Annotated in this window: 20 protein-coding genes; 13 read left to right on the forward strand and 7 right to left on the reverse strand. The window is 74.0% G+C overall.

The genetic code is table 11. From position 1 onward, the window contains the following. Window positions 1-308 precede the first annotated feature (308 nt). The 3 genes from EF918_RS17945 (at window position 309) to EF918_RS17955 (ending at window position 4,720) form a co-directional block, all read left to right on the forward strand. Window positions 309-1,685: an aspartate aminotransferase family protein gene (locus tag EF918_RS17945; protein ID WP_125647018.1), complete on the forward strand. Its 1,377-nt coding sequence runs from the start codon at window positions 309-311 to the stop codon at window positions 1,683-1,685. A gap of 114 nt (window positions 1,686-1,799) precedes the next feature. Further along, window positions 1,800-2,501 (forward strand): GntR family transcriptional regulator, encoded by a 702-nt coding sequence (locus tag EF918_RS17950; RefSeq protein ID WP_125647021.1) that lies wholly within the window; start codon window positions 1,800-1,802, stop codon window positions 2,499-2,501. Next, window positions 2,498-4,720: a glycosyltransferase gene (locus tag EF918_RS17955; protein WP_125647024.1), complete on the forward strand. Its 2,223-nt coding sequence runs from the start codon at window positions 2,498-2,500 to the stop codon at window positions 4,718-4,720. Before EF918_RS17950 ends, EF918_RS17955 begins: the two co-directional genes overlap by 4 nt. 255 nt (window positions 4,721-4,975) lie before the next feature. Here the strand turns inward: EF918_RS17955 and EF918_RS17960 are convergent, their stop codons facing one another. Beyond that, window positions 4,976-5,626, reverse strand: coding sequence for a hypothetical protein (locus tag EF918_RS17960; protein ID WP_125647027.1), 651 nt, complete (start codon window positions 5,624-5,626; stop codon window positions 4,976-4,978). A 166-nt stretch (window positions 5,627-5,792) separates the two neighbouring features. Continuing rightward, window positions 5,793-6,539: an SLATT domain-containing protein gene (locus EF918_RS17965; protein WP_185921799.1), complete on the reverse strand. Its 747-nt coding sequence runs from the start codon at window positions 6,537-6,539 to the stop codon at window positions 5,793-5,795. Between the two features lie 277 nt (window positions 6,540-6,816). Between EF918_RS17965 and EF918_RS17970 the strand changes: the two genes are divergently transcribed. The 7 genes from EF918_RS17970 (at window position 6,817) to EF918_RS18000 (ending at window position 12,829) form a co-directional block, all read left to right on the forward strand. Next, entirely contained in the window at window positions 6,817-7,161 is a 345-nt protein-coding gene (locus EF918_RS17970; RefSeq protein ID WP_125647030.1) for a YbaB/EbfC family nucleoid-associated protein, read from the forward strand. 93 nt (window positions 7,162-7,254) lie between these two features. Further along, window positions 7,255-7,854, forward strand: coding sequence for a recombination mediator RecR (gene recR / locus EF918_RS17975; RefSeq protein ID WP_125647033.1), 600 nt, complete (start codon window positions 7,255-7,257; stop codon window positions 7,852-7,854). Next, window positions 7,847-8,494, forward strand: coding sequence for a DUF5063 domain-containing protein (locus EF918_RS17980; protein ID WP_125647036.1), 648 nt, complete (start codon window positions 7,847-7,849; stop codon window positions 8,492-8,494). The genes recR and EF918_RS17980 overlap by 8 nt, the downstream gene beginning before the upstream one ends. Window positions 8,495-8,670: 176 nt before the next feature. Beyond that, complete coding sequence (locus tag EF918_RS17985; RefSeq protein WP_125647040.1) at window positions 8,671-9,951, forward strand: aspartate kinase; 1,281 nt, start codon at window positions 8,671-8,673, stop codon at window positions 9,949-9,951. Next, on the forward strand, window positions 9,948-11,033 hold the full coding sequence (locus tag EF918_RS17990; RefSeq protein WP_125647043.1) for an aspartate-semialdehyde dehydrogenase: 1,086 nt from the start codon (window positions 9,948-9,950) through the stop codon (window positions 11,031-11,033). Before EF918_RS17985 ends, EF918_RS17990 begins: the two co-directional genes overlap by 4 nt. Window positions 11,034-11,282: 249 nt before the next feature. Beyond that, complete coding sequence (locus EF918_RS17995) at window positions 11,283-11,813, forward strand: SigE family RNA polymerase sigma factor (RefSeq protein WP_260610326.1); 531 nt, start codon at window positions 11,283-11,285, stop codon at window positions 11,811-11,813. Beyond that, window positions 11,810-12,829, forward strand: coding sequence for a hypothetical protein (locus tag EF918_RS18000; protein ID WP_125647049.1), 1,020 nt, complete (start codon window positions 11,810-11,812; stop codon window positions 12,827-12,829). The genes EF918_RS17995 and EF918_RS18000 overlap by 4 nt, the downstream gene beginning before the upstream one ends. Here EF918_RS18000 and EF918_RS18010 read toward each other — a convergent pair. Both EF918_RS18010 and EF918_RS18015 read right to left on the reverse strand, forming a co-directional pair. Further along, on the reverse strand, window positions 12,826-13,584 hold the full coding sequence (locus EF918_RS18010) for an SURF1 family protein (RefSeq protein ID WP_125647052.1): 759 nt from the start codon (window positions 13,582-13,584) through the stop codon (window positions 12,826-12,828). The genes EF918_RS18000 and EF918_RS18010 overlap by 4 nt on opposite strands. Window positions 13,585-13,687: 103 nt before the next feature. Then, window positions 13,688-15,421 (reverse strand): prolyl oligopeptidase family serine peptidase, encoded by a 1,734-nt coding sequence (locus EF918_RS18015; protein ID WP_260610329.1) that lies wholly within the window; start codon window positions 15,419-15,421, stop codon window positions 13,688-13,690. 218 nt (window positions 15,422-15,639) lie between these two features. Here EF918_RS18015 and EF918_RS18020 point away from each other — a divergent pair, with 218 nt between their 5' ends. Further along, window positions 15,640-15,849 (forward strand): hypothetical protein, encoded by a 210-nt coding sequence (locus tag EF918_RS18020; protein ID WP_125647058.1) that lies wholly within the window; start codon window positions 15,640-15,642, stop codon window positions 15,847-15,849. Between the two features lie 19 nt (window positions 15,850-15,868). Continuing rightward, window positions 15,869-17,179: a cytosine deaminase gene (gene codA, locus EF918_RS18025; protein WP_260610328.1), complete on the forward strand. Its 1,311-nt coding sequence runs from the start codon at window positions 15,869-15,871 to the stop codon at window positions 17,177-17,179. Between the two features lie 10 nt (window positions 17,180-17,189). Here the strand turns inward: codA and EF918_RS18030 are convergent, their stop codons facing one another. Next, window positions 17,190-17,855 carry a TetR/AcrR family transcriptional regulator gene (locus EF918_RS18030; protein ID WP_125647061.1) on the reverse strand — a complete coding sequence of 222 codons (666 nt, stop codon included), beginning with the start codon at window positions 17,853-17,855 and terminating at the stop codon, window positions 17,190-17,192. An 88-nt stretch (window positions 17,856-17,943) separates the two neighbouring features. Between EF918_RS18030 and EF918_RS18035 the strand changes: the two genes are divergently transcribed. Next, entirely contained in the window at window positions 17,944-18,741 is a 798-nt protein-coding gene (locus EF918_RS18035; RefSeq protein WP_125647064.1) for an alpha/beta fold hydrolase, read from the forward strand. A 36-nt stretch (window positions 18,742-18,777) separates the two neighbouring features. Here the strand turns inward: EF918_RS18035 and EF918_RS37040 are convergent, their stop codons facing one another. Next, window positions 18,778-18,948 carry a hypothetical protein gene (locus EF918_RS37040; protein WP_185921800.1) on the reverse strand — a complete coding sequence of 57 codons (171 nt, stop codon included), beginning with the start codon at window positions 18,946-18,948 and terminating at the stop codon, window positions 18,778-18,780. 9 nt (window positions 18,949-18,957) lie between these two features. Then, window positions 18,958-20,522 (reverse strand): ATP-binding protein (locus tag EF918_RS18040; RefSeq protein ID WP_125647067.1); only part of this gene is annotated, 1,565 nt, incomplete at its 5' end.

Below are 20,522 nucleotides of genomic sequence, written 5' to 3' on the forward strand. Positions count from 1 at the left end.
GTCCTGCCCTGACCGGACTCCCCACTCCCGCCCCGCCCCGGTGGCCGGCCCAGGGCTCGTGCAGGACCGCGCCCAGGACCTGCCGCCGGGCCGTGGTCCACGGCCGGCTCGGCACCGGTTCCGGCGGCGGCCACGGAGCAGTCGGCCGGGCCGGCGGGCCGGGCCGGCTGATCCGTGGCGGCCAGGGAACTGGCCGTTCCGCCGGAGCACGTCACCCCGCCGCCCGCGACACGTTGCCGAGGCGCGCCCCCCACCCCCATACAAACCGCCGATATCGCCTCCCACCTGCGCACTTCTACCCTCCAGCCATGACCACCCCTCTCACTCCGCAGGCCGACGCCGCCGCGAAGGACGCCGTCAAGGCCGCCGACCGTGCGCACGTGTTCCACTCCTGGTCCGCGCAGAAGCTCATCGATCCGCTCGCCGTCGCCGGGGCCGAGGGGTCGTACTTCTGGGACTACGACGGGAACCGGTTCCTCGACTTCTCCTCCCAGCTCGTCAACACCAACATCGGCCACCAGCACCCCAAGGTCGTCGCCGCGATCCAGGAGCAGGCCGGCAAGCTCTGCACGCTCGCGCCCGGGTTCGCCGTCGACGTCCGCTCCGAGGCGGCCCGGCTGATCGCCGAGCGGACCCCGGGCGACCTGGACAAGATCTTCTTCACCAACGGCGGCGCCGAGGCCGTCGAGAACGCCGTCCGGATGGCCCGTCTGCACACGGGCCGGACCAAGGTGCTCTCCGCCTACCGCTCGTACCACGGCGCCACCGCCGCCGCGATCAACCTCACCGGTGACCCGCGCCGCTGGCCCTCCGACACCGCCTCCGCCGGGGTCGTGCACTTCTGGGGGCCGTTCCTCTACCGTTCGCCGTTCCACGCCACCACCGAGGCCGAGGAGTGCGAGCGCGCGCTGGCGCACCTCGCCGACACGATCGCCTTCGAGGGGCCGCAGTCCATCGCGGCGATCATCCTGGAGACCGTGCCGGGCACCGCCGGGATCATGGTCCCGCCGGCCGGCTACCTCGCCGGGGTCCGTGCGCTGTGCGACCGCTACGGCATCGTCTTCATCCTCGACGAGGTCATGGCCGGCTTCGGCCGCACCGGCCGGTGGTTCGCCGCCGAGCACTGGGACGTCACCCCTGACCTGCTGACCTTCGCCAAGGGCGTCAACAGCGGGTACGTGCCGCTGGGCGGCGTGGCGATCTCGGCCGAGATCGCCGCGACCTTCGACGAGCGCCCGTACCCCGGTGGTCTGACGTACTCCGGGCACCCGCTCGCCTGCGCGGCCGCCGTGGCCACGATCACCGCGATGGCCGAGGAGGGCGTCGTGGAGCACGCCGCGCACCTCGGCGCCGACGTCATCGGCCCTGCCCTCGCCGAGATCGCCGAGCGACACCCGTCCGTGGGCGAGGTCCGTGGGCTCGGCGCCTTCTGGGCGCTGGACCTCGTACGGGACAAGGAGACGCGCGAGCCGCTCGTGCCGTACAACGCGGCGGGTGCGGACAACGCGCCGATGGCCGAGTTCACCGCGGCCTGCAAGCAGGCCGGGCTGTGGCCGTTCGTCAACATGAACCGGACCCACGTGGTGCCCGCCTGCACCATCACCGAGGCCGAGGCCAAGGAGGGCCTGGCCCTGCTCGACGAGGCGCTGTCGGTCGCCGACCGACACACCACCGCCGGCGCCTGAGCCGGCCCCGACCGACCGGACCCGTGCCGAAGACCGGTACGGGTCCGGTTCGTTCTCCCCGCCCGCAGCCGCCTGGCCTATGGTGTCCGGAGTTCTACGAAGGAGACGGACCCCATGGCCGGCAGCGGAGCTGTCACCCGCAACACGCTTCGGCAGCAGATCGCGGACGCCCTGCGCGACGAGGTGCTCGCGGGCCGCCTGCCCCCGGGCACGGAGTTCACGGTCAAGCAGATCGCCGAGCAGTACGAGGTCTCCGCGACCCCGGTCCGCGAGGCCCTGGTCGACCTCTCCGCCCAGGGGCTGCTGGAGTCCGCGATGCACCGCGGCTTCCGGGTCCGGGTCTACACCGTGGACGACTTCCGGGGGATGGTCGAGGCTCGCTCCCTGGTCGTGGACGGGATCTTCCGGCGGCTGGTGGAGCGCGGTACGTCCGCCGGTGTCGCCGAACAGCTGGTCTCCGTACGCCGCCGGGCCGCCGAGGCCGAACGCGCCGCGCGCAGCGGCTCGCTGGAGGTGCTGATCGGCTACGACCTGCGCTTCTGGCGCGAGTTGAGCGGGCTGGTCGGGAACGTCTGGATCACCGATTTCCTGCACAGCATCCGGGTGCGGTGCTGGGTGTTCGCCGTCCCCCACCTCCAGCGGGAGGCGGAGCTGCGGTCGGCCCTGTGGGACCGGCACACCGAGCTGGTGGAGGCGGTGACCCGGGTCGACGCCGACGAGGTGCGCCGGCTGGTGCGGTCCTACAACGAGCACGCCCTGGCCTGGGTGGCCGGCCTCGACCGGAGCGCCGCCCCCGCCGCGGAGGGGCGCGCGTGAGCGCCGCGTCGCCGCCGACCGGGCTCGGCACGGTCGCCCTCAGCGTCGTCGTCCCCGCCTCCTGCGGGGAGGAGCGGCTCGGCGCCGTGCTGGACCGCTTGCGGGCGCAGCTGGACGACCGGCTCGGTACCGGCCGGGGCGGCTGGGAGGTGATCGTGGTGGACGACGGGTCCATCGACGCCACCGCCGATGTCGTCCGGGCCGCGGCCGCTGCCGACCCCCGCATACGCCTGATACGCGACGACCGCCACCAGGGCCGGGACGCGGCCGTGCGCCGGGGCGTCGCCGCGGCCGTCGGCCGGCGGGTGCTGGTCACCGACACCGATCTCGCCGCCGCCACCGATACTGCCCGCTTCGGCGGTGCCGACACCGACACCGATACCCACACCGACACCGATACCGATACCGATACCCCTACCGACACCGCCCTCCGCCCTGGTTCGGTGGCCGAGGTGGCGCCCCCCGAGCGGCGGAGGTGGCGGAGGTGGCGGAGGTGGCCGCGGTCCGGCCGGGGCGGGGTGGTCGTCGCCGGGCTCTACCTGCTCGCGGCCCTCCTGCTCTACGGCGGCCTCTGGGCCGACCTCGGTGGCGGCTACCTCGCCGACGCGATGCAGGACCAGAACCAGTGGGAGTGGTTCTTCGCGGTCACCGCCGACAACATCTCCCACCTGCGCAATCCGCTCTTCACGGATCTCCAGGGCATGCCCGACGGCGTGAACCTGATGGGCAACACGGTCATGCTCGGCCTCTCCGTCCCGCTCACGCCCGTCACCCTGGCCCTCGGCCCGACCTTCACGCTCGCGCTCGTCTTCACCCTCGGTATCGCCGCCACCGCCTTCGCCTGGTACTGGCTGATCCGCCGCCGGCTGGGCGTGGGCCGCCGGGCGGCCGCTGCGGGCGGGGCGTTGGCGGCGTTCGCGCCGCCGATGATCGCGCACGCCCCCGCGCACCCGAACTTCGTGGTCCTGTTCGTGCTCCCGCTGATCGTCGACCGCGCCCTGCGCCTGTGCACCGGGCGCGCGGTGGTCCGCGACGGGATCGTCCTCGGCCTGTTCGCGGCGTACCAGGTGTACATAGGCGAGGAGGCCCTGCTGCTCGCCGCGCTCGGCATGCTGCTCTTCGCCCTCTGCTACGCGGCCTTCGACCCCGGGCGCGCCCGGGTGGCGTGGAAGCCGCTGGTGCGCGGGCTGTTCGTCGCGGCGGCGGTGACCGTGCCGCTGGTGGCGTTCCCGCTGTGGTGGCAGTTCTCGGGCCCGCAGAGCTACCACTCCGTGCCCCACCCGGCGGGCGCGGCCAACAGCCCGCGCGCGCTGATCGAGTACGCCGGCCACTCGCTGTTCGGCGACAAGGAGACCGCCGCGCGGCTGTCGATGAACCACACCGAGCAGAACGCCTTCTACGGCTGGCCGCTGATCGCGTTCTCCGTGGCCGTCGCGGTCTGGCTGTGGCGCCGGGCCACGGCCGTCCGGGCGCTCGCGGTGACCGCCCTGGCGGCCGCCGTGCTGTCGCTGGGGTCCGCGATCCCCGTCCCGCGCACCGACCTCGTGGTGCCCGGGCCGTGGCGGCTGCTGGCGGCGGTCCCGCTGTTCGAGTTCGTGATCGAGGGGCGGGTGGCGATGATCTGCGCCCCGGCCCTCGGCATGCTGCTGGCGCTCGCGCTGGACCGGATCCTGCGGCTGCGGGCGGGGCAGCAGCGCACGCTCGGGCTGCTGGCGGTGGCCGCCGCGCTGCTCCCGGTGCTGCCGGTGCCGGTCCCGCTGGCGGTCCGGGACCGGGACCCGGTGCCGGAGTTCATCACCTCCGGCGCGTGGAAGCCGTACGTCAAGGACGGGGAAGCGCTCGTTCCGGTCCCGCTGCCCGATGCGGGTGCGGCGGACGCGCTGCACTGGCAGGTGACCGCGGACTTCGGCTTCCGGCTGGCCGGCGGCTACTTCATGGGCCCCTGGGGGCCCGACCGGATCGGCACCTTCGGCGCCACCCCGCGGCACCTGTCCAACGTGCTGCGCGAGGTCCGCTACGGCGGCGACCCGCCGCCGCTCGGGCCGGAATGGCAGGAGCAGGCGCGGCGGGACCTGGCGTACTGGAAGGCCGGCGCGGTGGTCCTGCCGGACCAGGACCGGGCCGAGGAACTGCGCGCCCTGCTGACCAGCCTGCTCGGCGCGGAGCCGGAGCGGGTCCGGGACGTCTGGGTCTGGCGCGTGGGCCCCACCACCGGCTGAGCACGGCCCCGGCCACGGAGCCCCACCACCGGCTGAGCACGGCCCCGGCCACGGGGCCCCACCACCGGCTGAGCACGGCCCCGGCCACGGAGCCCCACCACCGGCTGAGCACGGCCCCGGCCACGGGGCCCCACCACCGGCTGAGCACGGCCCCGGCCACGGGGCCCCACCACCGGCTGAGCACGGCCCCGGCCACGGGGCCCGACCACCGGCCACGGGCCAAGGCCGCCTCCGCCGGCGCCCGGGAAGGGCGCCTCAGCTGAAGATGATCATGGAGCCTTGCCCCAGGCTCCGGGTGGCCGCCGCGTGCAGGCCCAGCCAGACGTGCCGCTCCCGGGCGAAGGGGCTGTCGTCGTACGGGACCGGGCCCGCGGGCTCGTCCAGCGAGGTCGGCCGGCCAGGCGGGGCGGGCGCGGCCGGCGGGTTGCCCGGGTCGATCCCGATGGCCGGGGCCACGAAGGCCAGCTCCCGCAGCAGCCCCTGGACCGAGCCCAGTGGTCCACCGCCGGCCAGCAGCTCCTCGTCGGCCAGCGGGGCGGCGAAGTCGACCGGGACGTAGGCCCCGGCGTGGTCGTAGTGCCAGACCAGGTGGGACTGCTGGGCCGTGCCCTCGAACATCTCCAGCAGCTGCTCGTAGTCCCCGCCCAGCTCGTCCACCGGCGTCACCGGCAGCCCGCAGATCTGCAGCAGGTACGCCCGTCGCAGGAAGTGCAGGGCGTCGTAGTCGAAGCCGGCGACCGGGGCGACGTCCCCGGACAGGCCCGGCATGTAGGCGAAGACGGGTACGGACGGCAGCCCGGCCTCACCGAGCGCCTTGTCGTACGCGGCGATCTCCTCCGCGAAGGGGTTGTCGGGGCTGTGGCACAGCACGTCGACAAGGGGGACCAGCCACAGGTCACAGGCCACGCGGGCTCCGTTCGGTCGTTGTGCGCCGTCGGGCCAGCGTAGTGCGCCGGACACGCTCCGCGAAGGGGTGCGCAAGACCTGGCTGTCCGCGGGGGGACCGGGCCGTGCCGGGCGGGGGCGGCCGGCCGGCGGAACGATCAGGCGGCTGCTGCGGGGCGCCGCCCGCTCAGCGCGGCTGCTCGGGCGGCCGCTGCCGCGGCATGTTGGGCCGGGTGCCCGGGGGCAGCGGGAAGCGGCTGGGGTGCGTGCCCGGCTCCGGGCGCGGCGCGGACGGGCCGAGGGACTGCATGACCAGGGGGGTGGGCCCGGAGCGGAACTCGACCATCCAGTCCGCGGTCTCGGCGCGCACCAGCTCGGTGACGTCCTCGGAGAACCGCCGCAGCACGGTCAGGCAGCGCTCGGCGGCCTCGCCGGCGGTGCCCTCGGTGGGTCCCAGGACCTCGCGGACGTTCTCCGAGGCCCAGTCGAACTGCAAGGTCTGGAGTCTTCGCTGCACCGCCTGGGCGGTGGCCACGTCCCGCATCCAGCCGGAGGTCAGCCCGAAGAACCGGTCGCAGGCCAGACAGGCCGCGCCCAGCAGCAGGGCCAGGTACCCGTACGAGGAGGCCCCGGACAGCAGGCCGGTCAGCTCCAGCAGCGGCATCGTCGCACCCGTGACCGCACCGACGGCCGCGCCGGTGCGCAGCACCCGGGCGCCGCGCCGCTTCCACGCCCGGTCCGAGAGGTACCACGCGGCGGTGCGCAGCGCGTCGTCCTCCACCCGCCGGTAGAGCTCGTCGAGCCGCTCGGCGGGCTCCCCCCAGTCGCCCAGGGGGAACGGCCGGCCGGTCAGATCGCCCGCGGCGTCCCGCCCGCTGCTCTCCTCCCGGGGATCCCGGGGTGGCCCCTCGGGCTGCATCTCCGGCTGGCTCACCCGGCACTCCCTCTGCCTGCGCTGACGTGTGGTGGTGCGCGTGCGCGCAATGGTGCGCATGCTCTTCCTACCTCCGAATGGCGGGCTTTGGACAACGAATCCCGGGATTTCCGCCCGCAAGGAGGTCTTGATCAGGTACGCGCCCGTCCGCGACCTCACCCGAAAGAGTAGGTCCGCACGGTGTAGGGCGCGGCGCCCGGGGAGCACGTAGGCTCGGATCGAGGAACGCGTGAGGAGCGCGCGAGCAGCGCGCCACGGACGTCTGGAGTGAGTACCTGTGATTCCCGGTGGTGGCCAGCCCAACATGCAGCAGCTGCTCCAGCAGGCCCAGAAGATGCAGCAGGACCTCGCCCGGGCCCAGGAGGAACTGGCCGAGGCCCAGGTCGAGGGTCAGGCCGGCGGTGGTCTGGTCCGCGCGACCGTGACCGGCTCCGGCGAGCTGCGCGCCCTGGTGATCGAGCCGGCGGCCGTGGACCCGGAGGACACCGAGACCCTGGCCGACCTGGTGGTGGCGGCGGTCCAGGCCGCCCACGAGAACGCGCAGAAGCTCCAGCAGCAGAAGCTGGGCCCGCTGGCGCAGGGCCTGGGCGGCGGCTCGGGCATCCCGGGTCTGCCGTTCTGATCCGTAGCAGCACCCGTCACGACGGAGCAGCACCCGTCACGACAGCAGCACCCGTCACGACACCACCACCCGCAGAAGGAAGAAGGCAGTCCGTTGTACGAAGGCGTGGTCCAGGACCTGATCGACGAACTGGGCAGGCTGCCCGGCGTCGGGCCCAAGAGCGCGCAGCGGATCGCCTTCCACGTCCTCCAGGCCGAACCCACGGACGTGCGCCGGCTGGCGCACGCCCTGCTGGAGGTCAAGGAGAAGGTCCGGTTCTGCGCGGTGTGCGGGAACGTGGCCCAGGAGGAGCGCTGTGCCGTCTGCCGTGACCCGCGGCGCGACGACACGGTCATCTGCGTGGTGGAGGAGCCCAAGGACGTCGTCGCGATCGAACGGACGCGCGAATTCCGAGGGCGGTACCACGTGCTCGGCGGCGCGATCAGCCCGATCGAGGGCGTCGGCCCCGACGACCTGCGCATCCGCGAGCTGCTGGCGCGGCTCGCGGACGGCACGGTGACCGAGCTGATCCTCGCCACCGACCCCAACCTGGAGGGCGAGGCCACGGCCACCTATCTCGCCCGGATGATCAAGCCGATGGGCCTGAAGGTCACGCGACTGGCCAGCGGGCTCCCCGTCGGCGGAGACCTGGAGTACGCGGACGAGGTCACGCTCGGGCGGGCCTTTGAAGGAAGGCGACTACTCGATGTCTGACGCAACGCTGCACGCCCTGGGCCAGGATCCGGACGACTTCGCCGTCCAGATCGCCGACCAGATCGAGTCCTTCATCGTCGCGGTCACGGAGGTGGCCAAGGGCGAGGATCCGGACTCGGCCGTGCCGTTCCTCCTGCTGGAGGTCTCCCAGCTGCTGCTGGCGGGCGGCCGGCTGGGCGCGTACCAGGACGTCCTGCCCGACGAGCGCTACGAGCCGGACCTCGGTCCGGAGCCGGACGTGGACGAGCTGCGCGAGCGGTTCGCGCTGATGCTGGACCCGGTCGACGTCTACTCGGAGGTCTTCGACCCGTACGAGCCGCGCAAGGCGCCGGTCGCGCACCGGATCTCCGACGACCTCGCCGACGTGGTGGCCGACCTGCGGCACGGCCTGATCCACTACCAGGCGGGCCGGACCGCCGAGGCGCTGTGGTGGTGGCAGTTCTCGTACTTCTCCAACTGGGGCTCGACGGCCTCGGCCACCCTGCGCGCCCTGCAGTCGCTGGTCGCGCACGTCCGGCTGGACCAGCCGCTGCAGGAGCTGGACGGGCTGGACACTGACGAGGACCTGGCCGAGGACGACCTCGCCGAGCAGGCGGGCCGCGTCATGGCCGAGGAGCTGGGCGGCTTCGGCCGCGGCTGAGCCGCTCTCCCGCGCCGCGTCCCCGGCCACGGCCGGGGAACAGCGGCGTGCCGGTCATGAGGTGAACCACACATCTCACGATGCGGTACACCCCGATCGGATGGCGGTCCATCGTTAGACTGACCACGACCGCCAGGGCGGTCGTACACGCGTAACGGACTGAGCGAGGAGCGCACGTGGGCCTTGTCGTGCAGAAGTACGGAGGCTCCTCCGTAGCCGATGCCGAGGGCATCAAGCGCGTCGCCAAGCGGATCGTCGATGCCAAGAAGAACGGCCACCAGGTGGTCGTCGTGGTGTCGGCGATGGGCGACACGACGGACGAGCTGATCGAACTCGCCGAGCAGGTATCGCCGATGCCTGCCGGTCGGGAATTCGACATGCTGCTGACCGCCGGGGAGCGGATCTCCATGGCCCTGCTGGCCATGGCGATCAAAAACCTGGGCCACGAGGCCCAGTCGTTCACCGGTAGCCAGGCAGGCGTCATCACCGACTCGGTGCACAACAAAGCGCGCATCATCGATGTCACGCCGGGCCGGATCCGTACCGCGCTGGACGAGGGCAACATCGCCATCGTCGCCGGTTTCCAGGGCGTGTCCGCCGACTCCAAGGACATCACCACCCTGGGGCGGGGCGGGTCCGACACCACCGCCGTCGCGCTCGCCGCAGCGCTGGACGCCGAGGTCTGCGAGATCTACACCGACGTGGACGGGGTCTTCACCGCCGACCCGCGCGTGGTGAAGAAGGCCCGGAAGATCGACTGGATCTCCTCCGAGGACATGCTGGAGCTCGCGGCCTCCGGCTCCAAGGTGCTGCTGCACCGCTGCGTGGAATACGCGCGCCGCTACAACATCCCGATCCACGTGCGGTCGTCCTTCTCCGGACTCCCCGGTACCTGGGTCAGCAACGAGAAGCCCGAGTCGCAAGGGGACGCGCAGGTGGAGCACGCCATCATTTCCGGAGTCGCCCACGACGTCTCCGAAGCCAAGATCACGGTCGTCGGCGTCCCGGACAAGCCGGGCGAGGCCGCGGCGATCTTCCGCGCCATCGCGGACGCCGAGATCAACATCGACATGATCGTGCAGAACGTGTCCGCCGCGTCCACCGGCCTGACGGACATCTCCTTCACCCTCCCCAAGACCGAGGGCCACAAGGCCATCGACGCCCTGGAGAAGGCGAAGGGCGCGATCGGCTTCGACTCGCTGCGCTACGACGACCAGATCGGCAAGATCTCCCTGGTCGGCGCGGGCATGAAGACCAACCCGGGCGTCACGGCCAGCTTCTTCCAGGCCCTGTCGGACGCGGGCGTCAACATCGAGCTGATCTCCACCTCCGAGATCCGCATCTCCGTCGTGACCCGCCAGGACGACGTCAACGCCGCCGTGGTCGCGGTCCACACCGCCTTCGGGCTGGACTCCGACAGCGACGAAGCCGTCGTCTACGGAGGCACCGGACGATGACCCCGGGCCGGTCGCCCGCCCCGGCGCTGGCCGTGGTCGGGGCGACCGGGGCCGTGGGCTCCGTCCTGCTCCAGGTCCTGTCCACACGGGCGGACGTCTGGGGCGACATACGCCTGATCGCCTCCTCGCGCTCGGCCGGCCGCCGGCTGGTCGTGCGCGGGGAGGAGACCGAGGTGCTCGCCCTCACCGAGGACGCCTTCGACGGCCTCGGCGCGGGCGACGTGGCCCTCTTCCTCACCCCGGCCGAGGTCTCGGCCCGCTGGGCGCCCGTCGCGGTGGCCCGCGGCATGGCCGTGGTGGACCGCTCGCCGGCCTTCCGGGAGGACCCCGAGGTGCCACTGGTGGTGCCCGAGGTCAACGGGTACGCGGCGCGGGTCCGGCCGCGCGGGATCGTCGCGGGTCCCGACTGCGTGACCGCCGCGATGATCGCGGCCGTCGGCGCGCTGCACGCCGAGTTCGTGCTGACCGAGCTGTTCGTCTCCTCGTACCAGGCCGCCGGCGCCTCCGGCCGGGCCGGCGCCGAGGCGCTGCGCCGTCAGCTGTCCGTGGTCGCCGGGACCGAGCTGGGCTCGCAGCCCGGCGACGTACGGCGGGCCGTGGGCGAGGACACCGGGCCGTTCGCGGCCCCGCTCGCGCTCAACGTGGTGCCCTGGTCGGGCGAACTGCGCGCGGACGGCTGGTCCTCGCACGAGCTCGCGGTCCGGGCCGAGTCCCGGCGGATCCTGGGACTGGACGCGCTCCCGGTGTCGGTGACGTGCGTGCAGGTGCCGGTGCTGACCGGGCACTCGCTGACCGTCCGGGCCCGGTTCGAGGCCGAGGTGGACGCCGTACGGGCGCGCGAGGTGCTGGAGTCCGCGCCGGGTGTGGTGGTCGTCGACGACCCGGCGGCGGGGGAGTTCCCGACCCCGGCGGACGCGGCCGGGACGGATCCGGCCTGGGTGGGGCGCGTGCGCGGCTCCCTGGACGATCCGCGCGCCCTGGAATTCTTCGTCTGCGCCGACAACCTCCGGACCGGAGCCGCCGTGAACGGCGCCCGGATCGCGGAACTGATCGCGCGTGAACATGCGTATTTCGCTTTGTAGGATCGACCCCGATCCCTCGATCAAGGTGAAGCACCGGTGCCGCCTGGACAGGTAGGGCATACGGGAAGAACGGGTACGCATGAGGGCATTTGGCGCACGGCACAAGAAATCGCCGCGCGCGTACAACCCTGACGAGGGCAGGCGCGTCCAACTGACGTGGCACAGGCCTTGCTCGACTACGCCGTCGTTCCGGCGCGCTTCGGGATCGTCCCGGCGCCCCGGCCCCCTCGCCTCCCCGGCGGTCCTCCGGTGACCGCTCCCGACCCGCAGCCCGAGGTCGTGGCCGGGACCACCGTCGACCACCTCACCGAGACCTACCAGGCGCACTACCGCTCCCTGCTGGGGCTCGCCGCCCTGCTCCTGGACGACACCGCCTCCTGCGAGGACGTCGTCCAGGAGGCCTTCATCCGGGTCCACTCGGCGCGCAGCCGGGTCCGGGACCGTGAGAAGACCCTGGCCTATCTGCGCCAGACCGTGGTCAACCTCTCGCGTTCCGCGCTCCGTCGGCGCATCCTCGGTCTCAAGCTGCTGTCGAAGCCGATGCCGGACATGGCGAGCGCGGAGGAGGGCGCGTACGACCTGCTGGAGAGGGACGATCTCATCAGGGCCATGAAGAGCCTGCAGCGCAGGCAGCGCGAGGTGCTGGTGCTGCGCTACTTCGCGGACATGACGGAGTCCCAGGTGGCCGAGACCCTCGGCATCTCCCTGGGCTCGGTGAAGGCGTACGGATCGCGGGGCATAGCTGCGCTGCGGGTGGCGATGGAGGCCGCGCAGTCATGAACGAGCACGACCCTTCCCACGACGGTACGCGCGACGGTCTGACCGAGCAGGACCTGCGGGCACTGCTGCGCACGGCCGTCGACGGGCTCCAGCCCTCGGCCGGTGCCCTGGACCGGCTGCACCACGCGGTCCCCGCCCGCCGGGCCCGCCGCCGGCAGACCCTGGTCGGCGCGGCGGCCGCCGTGCTGCTGGTGGGTGCCGGAGTCCCCGTGGGGCTGCACCTGACCCAGGACGCGCACGGCTCCGACGCGGCGCCGGCGATGGCCGGGCACCAGCAGGACGCCGTCGGCCGGGCCGACAGCGGCGGCTCCGACCCGCACGCCACGGGCTCGGGCGAGCGGCCGGGCGTCCCGCCGCTCCCCGCCACGGGTGGTCCCGGTGCCGGCGGCGCCGGGCAGCGGCCGGGCAGCAGCGCCGGCCCGCAGAGCCCGTCGTTCGGCGGCCCGCCGGTCGGGCCGACGCCGGGCACCCGTCCGCTGCCCCCGGCGGCCGCCCCGGGCGTGCCCACCTGCGGCTCCGGCCAGCTCGGCGTCAGCGGCAGCGTCGCGGGGACCCCGGACGCGGACGGCAAGGTCTACGGCAGCTTCAAGGTCACCAACGTCTCGGCCACCGGGTGCACGGTCCGCGGGACCGACACGGTCACCTCGGGCCCGGGCACCACGGTGGTGCGGCACACCGCGAGCGATCCGGCGGCCGGCCTGCCCGACCCCGCCTGGGAGGCGTCCTCGCTGGTCCTGCCGCCGAGCACGGCCTACGAGATCCGCTTCGCCTGGGTGCCCCCGGCCCAGGCCTGCCCGCCCGCGCCGAGCCCCACGCCCGCGGCGGGCGGCAAGTCCGGCGCCCCGGACGGTCAGGCGCCCGCCGCCGAGATCCAGGGGCCGCCGTCGGCCGGGCCCGGCGTGCCGGTCACGCTGACGCCGCAGCCGGGGGCCACGGGCACGCAGGTCTCGGTCCCGTCCGCCTGCGGCGGCACGGTCTACACCACCGGCATGCTGCCGGTGGCCCCGCCGGCCTAGGCCGCGGGGAGCAGGCCGGCCTCGGCGTCGCGGAGGGTCTCCGTCTCGCGGCGGTAGAGGCGGAACCACATGAACAGGACGAACGCGGCGAAGACGAACCACTCGCCGGTGTAGCCGAGGTTCTGGAAGGCCTTCAGGTCCAGGCCCGTGTTGCTCGGGGCCCGGGCCGGGACCGGGGTCAGGCCGTCGGCCGGGGTCTGCACCGTGAGCCAGGCGTCGTACAGCTCGTAGGGCACCAGGTTGACCAGCGAGGCCGCACCGATGATGCCGAGCTGGCCGGGCGGCAGGCCGCCCTCGGCGTGGACGCCCTTGGTGCTGGAGCTCTCGGCGGCCTGCAGGGCGCCGGTCACCTCGACCCGCCCGGCGGGCGGGGCCGGGGCCCGGGACGCGTCGGGCGCGCCCGGCAGCCAGCCGCGGACCACGGGGACGGCCTTGCCGCCGTCGGTGCGCAGCAGCGTGAGCACGTAGAAGCCGGTCTTCCCGTCGAGCAGCCGCTCGGGCACCAGGAACTGTTCCGCGTACTGGCCGGACACCGATGCCGTCCGGCCCGAGGTCCTGCGGTCCACCGGCAGCAGCGAGTCCAGCGGGGCGGCCGCGGCGGCCGCGGGCCGTTCGGCGGTGGCCTCGCGGTGCGAGTCGACGCGGTCCTCGAAACGGCCGAGCTGCCACGTCCCCATGAACAGGCAGAAGGGAACGGCCAGCACGACGAAGAGGTTGATCCCCCACCAGCGCGGGGTCAGCAGAAACCGGTGCACCCCTCCACGGTACGGGGGGTGCCCCGGTGGTCCTGCCGCGGGGCCCGCGGCAGGACCACCGGGGACGGCCAGGCCGTGGGCGCGGCCGTGCGGCGCCCGGGGCTCAGCGCCGCGGCAGGTGCTTGAGCGCGAAGTCCAGCTCCAGCCGGAGCTGCTTGATCCGTTCGGCCACCACCAGGGAGCCGTGGCCGGCGTCGTAGCGGTAGACCTCGTGCACGGCGCCGCGCGCCGCGAGCCGGTCGACGTAGTGGTCGATCTGGCGGATCGGGCAGCGCGGGTCGTTGACCCCGGCCGCGATGTAGACGGGGGCGCGGACCTGGTCGACGTAGGTCAGCGGCGAGGAGGCCGCCCACCGCTCCGGCTCCTCCTCCGGGGTCCCGCCGAACAGCGTGCGGTCCAGCGCCTTCAGCGTCTCCATCTCGTCGTGGTACGCCGTCACGTAGTCCGCCACGGGTACGGCGGCCAGCCCCACCGCCCAGGCCTCGGGCTGGGTGCCCAGGCCCAGCAGGGTCAGGTAGCCGCCCCAGGAGCCGCCCGAGAGCACCAGCCGGGCCGGGTCGGCGAGGCCGGCGGACACCGCCCAGTCCCGGACCGCGGCGATGTCCTCCAGCTCGATCAGGCCGACCCGGTGCTTGAGCGCGTCCGTCCAGGCACGGCCGTAGCCGGTGGAGCCGCGGTAGTTGACCCGGACCACCGCGAACCCGTGGTCCAGCCAGGCCGCCGGGCCCGCGGCGAAGGCGTCGCTGTCGTGCCAGGTCGGGCCGCCGTGGATCTCGAAGACGGTCGGGAAGGGGCCGTCGCCCTGGCCCCGGGGGCGCTGGACGAGCGCGTGGATCCGGCCGCCGGGGCCGTCCACCCAGGCGTCCTCCACCGGCACCGAGCCGGGCGCGCGCAGGCCGGGCAGTTCCAGGACCACCCCGCCCGCGGTGGACCGTACCGAGGAGGGCTCGGCGGCCGAGGACCACTGGTACTCCACGGTCCCGTCGGGCCGGGCGGAGGCGTCCGAGACCGTGCCGGGCGGGGTGTCGACCCGGGTCAGGGCCCGGTCGGCGAGGTCGTAGCGCCACAGCTCGCTGCGGGCCTCGTAGCCGTGCGAGACCAGCAGGGCCGAGCCGTCGGGGTACCACTCGGCGCCCACGTCGCCGGGCAGGTCGATCTCCAGCGGCTCCTCGGTGCCGGCGGCCACGTCCCAGATCATCGGCTCCCAGCGGCCGCCGCGCTGGTGGCAGACGAGCAGCCGGGTGTCCCCGGGGACCGGCGCGAAGCCGAGGACGGCCAGGCCCAGTTCCTCGGTGCCGCCGCGGGTGTCGTCGAGCTCGGCGACGGTCTTGCCGTCGAGGGTGAGCACGCGCAGCGAGGAGTGCATCGAGTCGCCGTGCTCGGTGTGCTCGATCGCGATCAGCGTGCCGTCGCGGGAGAGGTCGCCGACCACGGCGGTCTCGCGGTGCCGGTAGATCTCCACCGGCTCGGCGCCCGGCCGGCACACGAAGATCGTCGAGCCCTCCTCGTCGGTGGAGCGGCCCACGACGGCGGTGCCGTCGCGCCCGAGGGCCAGGCCCTCGGGATAGGCCGGGGCGAGGCCCGGGGTGGCCGGCTCGTCCGGTCCGCCGGCGAAGGGCTGGCGCACCCAGGTGCCGAACTCGTCGCCGTCGGTGTCGGAGAACCACCAGATCCACTCGCCGTCGGGGGAGAGGGTGCCGTCGGTGGTGCCGTTGGGGCGGTCGGTGACCTGGCGGCGGGTGCCCGTGGCCCGGTCCCAGGCGTAGAACTCGTAGGTGCCGGTCTCGTTCGAGACGTACAGCGCCCGGTCCGGGGCGTCCTCGGCCCACTCGGGCATCAGCACCCGGGGGGCCCGGAAGCGCTTCTCCCAGTCGGGCAGGTCGGCGTGGGCGTCGGCGGGGGCGCCGGCGTCGGCCACGGCCGCGTTCGGGTCGGTCGCATCGGTCGCATCGCTGCTCATGGGCCCATTCTCGGCGTTCGCGGTACCTCGCCGCCGCCGGTTCGCCCAGGTCCGTCCGGGATGCCGAGGACGGCGTACGGGGGGACAGTGGAGGCATGTCCAAGAAGTCGCACGGCAGCAGCGGTGGCAGGAGCCGGACCGGCGGCGGCAGCGGGAGCACCGGGTCCCACCACGACGACGACCTCACGCAGGCGAGGAACAGGGCGGCCGAGGCCCGCGCCCGGGCGGCGGTCAAGGACGCGGCGCAGTCGCTCTCGGCCAAGACCCGCGGCATGCAGCAGAAGGCCCAGGCGAAGCGGGGCTGAGGCGCCCTAGGGTGGCCCCATGCGGATGATGGTGCGCGGTGCCCGGCTGTACACCGGCGGCGGCGAGCTCTCGCCGGGCCTGATGGACGTGGAAGTGGCGGAGGGCGGCCGCATCGCCCGCGTCGTCCCGCACGACGACCAGAAGGAGCCGCCGGCCACCGGGGTGCTGATCGAGGCGCACGGGGACCTGCTCAGCCCGGCCTTCGTCGAGCCGCACGTGCACCTCGACACCGCGCTGACGGCGGGCGAGCCGCGCTGGAACGCCTCCGGCACGCTGTGGGAGGGCATCGCCTGCTGGAGCGAGCGCAAACGGGAGCTGACCCGCGAGGACGTGGTGGCCCGGGCCACCGAGGTGCTGCGCTGGCAGGCCGCCCAGGGGGTGCTGCACGTGCGCACCCACTGCGACGTGACCGACCCGGACCTGACGGCGCTCGACGCGCTGCTGGAAGTGCGGGACCGGGTGCGGGAGGTGATGACGCTCCAGATCGTCGCGTTCCCGCAGGAGGGCATCGTCTCCTTCCCCGGCGGGGCGGAGCTGATGCGCGCCGCCGTGGCGCGCGGGGCGGACGTGGTGGGTGCCATCCCGCACTTCGAGGACACCCGGGAGGACGGGGTGGCCTCCTTGCACCTGGCGTTCGAGCTGGCCGAGCAGCACGGGCTGCGGGTGGACGCGCACTGCGACGAGATCGACGACGAGCAATCCCGTTTCGTGGAGGTCCTCGCCGCCCTCGCCCTGCGCACCGGACTGCGCGGCCGGGCCACCGCCTCGCACACCACGGCCATGGGCTCGTACAACGGCGCCTACAGCTACAAGCTCCAGCGGCTGCTGCGCCGCTCGGGCGTGCACCTGGTCTGCAACCCGTTCGCCAATCTGGCGCTCCAGGGCCGCTTCGACGGCTACCCCCGGCGGCGCGGCCTGACCCAGGTCAAGGAGATGCTGGGCGCGGGCGTGAACGTGGCCTTCGGCCACGACGACGTGATGGACCCGTGGAACCCGCTCGGCACCGGCAATCCGCTGCAGACCGCCCTGACCGGTCTGTACGCCGCCCAGCTGACGGGCGCGGACGAGATCCCGACCGCGTTCTCGATGGTGACGGACCGCGCCGCGGCCGTGCTGGGCCTGGAGGACTACGCGATCGTGCCGGGCTCGTGGGCCTCCTTCGTCCTCCTGCCGGCCCGCACCCCGTACGACGCCCTGCGCCGCCAGGTCCGTCCCACCCACGTGATCACCCGCGGCACCGTGCTGGCCCGCACCCCGGCGACCCCGACCCGTCTGAGCTGGCCGGGCGAACCCCCGGCCGAGGTCTCGTTCGAGCGGCCGCTGCTGTGAGGGCCGCGGCTCAGATGCCGCGTTCGATCATGTCGATCACGTCCTGGCCCGCGGCGTGCGCCTGGTCGGGGGTGATGCCGCGCAGGGGGCCGTCGATCATCAGGACGCTCAGGCCGTGGACCGCGGACCAGGCGAGGAACTCGGCGCCCGGGCGGCGGGACTCCGGCAGGACGCCCGTGGTGACCAGGTCGTCCAGGGAGGCGCCCAGGATCTCGAACGGGGTCAGGCCCTCGGCGCCGGCGGCCGTGGTGTCGGTGGCGTAGGTCATGTCGGCCGGGACGTGGAAGGCCGTGCGGAACCAGCCCGGTTCCTCCGTGGCGAAGCGGATGTAGCCGGTGCCGACCGCGCGGAAGCGGGCGCGGGCGCGGGCGACCGGGTCGTCGGTGGCGGGGACCGCGGCGAGCTCGGCCTCCATGGTGCGCGCGACGCGGGCCATGGCCGCCTGGGAGACGGCGTGGACCAGGGCGGCGCGGTCGGCGAAGTGGCGGTAGGCGGCGTTGGGCGCGACGCCGGCCCGGCGGGTCACCTCGCGCAGGGCCACCGAGTCCGGACCGCCCTCACGGGCCAGTTCCAGGGCGGCGTCGAGGAGCGCGTTGCGCAGGTTCCCGTGCCGGTAGGTGGTGCGCCGCTCGGGTGCGGGCCCTGCTGGTCCGGTGGGTTCTGCGGCTTCCGGCACGACGGCCTCCTAGAGATGTGGACGGTGTTCACTTTGCAGTGTAGGCTCTTCGCAGAATGTGGACGCCGTACACATGGGGGAGACCAGCATGCTGAAGACCACCTCGCACGACGGAACCGTCATCGCCTACGAGCGCTTCGGGCAGGGGCCCGCACTCGTCATGGTGGGCGGCGCGTTCCAGGTGCGCGACGACGCGCACTGGCTGACGCTGGCCCGGCTGCTCGCCGAGCGGTTCACCGTCGTCACCTACGACCGCCGCGGCCGCGGTGACAGCGGGGACACCGGTCCGTACGAGGTCCGGCGGGAGGTCGAGGACATCGCCGCGCTCGTCGCCGAACTCGGCGGCTCCGCCCTGCTGCTCGGCATGTCCTCGGGCGCGGTGCTCGCGCTGGAGGCCGTACAGGGCGGGGTGCCGGTGACCGGACTGGCCGTGTACGAGCCGCCGTTCGTCGTCGAGGACAGCCGTCCGCCGCTGCCCGCCGACTACGTCGAGCGGCTGCGCACGGCGGTGGCCGAGGGCCGCCGCGGGGACGCCGTGGAGCTGTTCCTGACCGCCGCCGTCGGCCTGCCCGCCGAGTACCTCGGGGGGATGCGCGCGGACGCGGCCGGCTGGGCGCACATGGAGTCGCTGGCGCACACCCTCGCCTACGACGGCACGGTCATGGGCGCCACCATGTCCGGGCGGCCGCTCCCGGCCGACCGCTGGCCGGCGGTCACGGTGCCCACCCTGGTCGTGGACGGGGGCGCCAGCCCCCCGATGTTCGGCCACGGCGCACGGGCGCTCGCCGCACTGCTGCCCGCCGCCGAGCGGCGCACCCTGGAGGGACAGGACCACCAGGTGGACCCGGCCCTCCTCGCCGGCGCCGTGACGGAGTTCTTCGGCTGACCCGACGCGCCCCGGTCCCGCCCCCCGCCCCCGGCCTCAGCCCGCGTGGACGTGGGGGCGGCGGGAGCGGTCCGGTTCGGCCTCGGTCGCCAGCCGGTTCGCCTCGGCCTGCGCGATTCGGGCGTCCCGCTGGACGGCGGCGGCGGCGTGCGGCACGGCCAGGTTCTTGATGTGCCGACCGGACAGCCCCGCCATGTCCTCACCCATGGCGGGAGGTTACTCGTCGGGCAGGACGGCGGTCACCGGCTGCGCGGGCCGGGCGGTCGGCAGGGTGAGCACCATGGTGAGTCCGCCGCCGGGGGTGTCCTCGGCGGTCAGAGTGCCGTCCATGGCCTCGGTGAAGCCGCGGGCGACGGCCAGTCCGAGGCCGACGCCGGCGCCGCGGGGGGCGTCGCCGTGGCGCTGGAACGGCTCGAAGATCGTGTCCTTGGCACCGTCGGGCACGCCCGGTCCGCGGTCGACCACCCGGAGCTCGACCCGGTCGCGCAGGGCACTGGCGGCCACGGTGACCGGGGTTCCCGCGGGGCTGTACTTGACCGCGTTCTCCACGATGTTGGCCACGGCCCGCTCCAGCAGGCCCCGGTCGACGGCGACCATCGGCAGGGTCTCCGGGATGTCCAGCTCGACGCTGTCCTCGGGTACGCCGCCCAGGGCCATGGGGACGACTTCGTCGAGGTCGGTCTCGCGGATGAGGGGGACGACGGTGCCGGTGTTGAGGCGGGACATGTCGAGGAGGTTGCCGATGAGGTGGGCGAGGCGGTCGGCGCCGTCCTCGATGCCTTCGAGGAGGTCGGCGCGGTCCTCGTCGGACCATTCGACGTCGGCGGAGCGCAGGCTGCTGACGGAGGCCTTGATGCCGGCGAGGGGGGTGCGCAGGTCGTGGCTGACGGCGGCGAGGAGGGCGGTGCGGATGCGGTTGGCCTCGGCGAGCCGGCGGGCGTGTTCGGCCTGGTCGAGGAGGCGTTGGCGGTCCAGGACGACGGCGGCCTGGGCGGCGAACGCGCCGAGCACCCGCCGGTCCTCGGCCGGCAGCACCCGTCCCGACAGGGCCAGGGCCAGGCTGTCCCCGACGGGCAGGTCCACATCGGCGTCCTCGGGCCGGGTCACCGGGTGCGGGCCGACGGAGCCGGCCGCGCTCCAGCCGCCGGCTTCGCCGTCCCGCTCCAGCAGCGCCACGGAGTCCATGGCGAAGGTCTCCCGCAGCCGCTCCAGCAGGGCGTCGAGGGAGTCCTCGCCGCGCAGGACGCTGCCGGCGAGGAAGGAGAGGATCTCGGACTCGGCGCGCAGCCGGGCCGCCTGGTGGGTGCGCCGGGCGGCCAGGTCGACCACGGAGGCCACCGAGACCGCCACCCCCACGAAGATCACGATGGCGACGATGTTGCGCGGGTCGGAGATCGTGAGCTGGTACAGCGGCGGGGTGAAGAAGTAGTTCAGCAGCAGGGAGCCGACCGCCACCGAGGCCAGCGCCGGCAGCAGCCCCCCGAGCAGGGCCGCCGCGACCGTGAGGCTGAGGAAGAGCAGCACGTCGTTGGCGAGCCCGAACCCGGGCACCACGGTGAGCAGCAGCGTCAGCAGCGCCGGCCCGGCCACCCCGGTCAGCCAGCCCCAGACGATCCGGTCCCGCCCCAGCCGGGCGCCGCGGTGCACCGGCAGACCACGGCCCTTGGCGACGGCGTCGTGCGTGACCAGGTGGACGTCGAGGTCGGGGCCGGACTCGCGGGCCACGGTCGCGCTCACGCCGGGGCCGAAGACGTACTGCCAGGGCTTGCGGCGGCTGACGC

Origin of the sequence: Streptomyces sp. WAC06614 (assembly GCF_003949795.1) — a bacterium.
Taxonomy (GTDB): Bacteria; Actinomycetota; Actinomycetes; order Streptomycetales; family Streptomycetaceae; genus Streptomyces.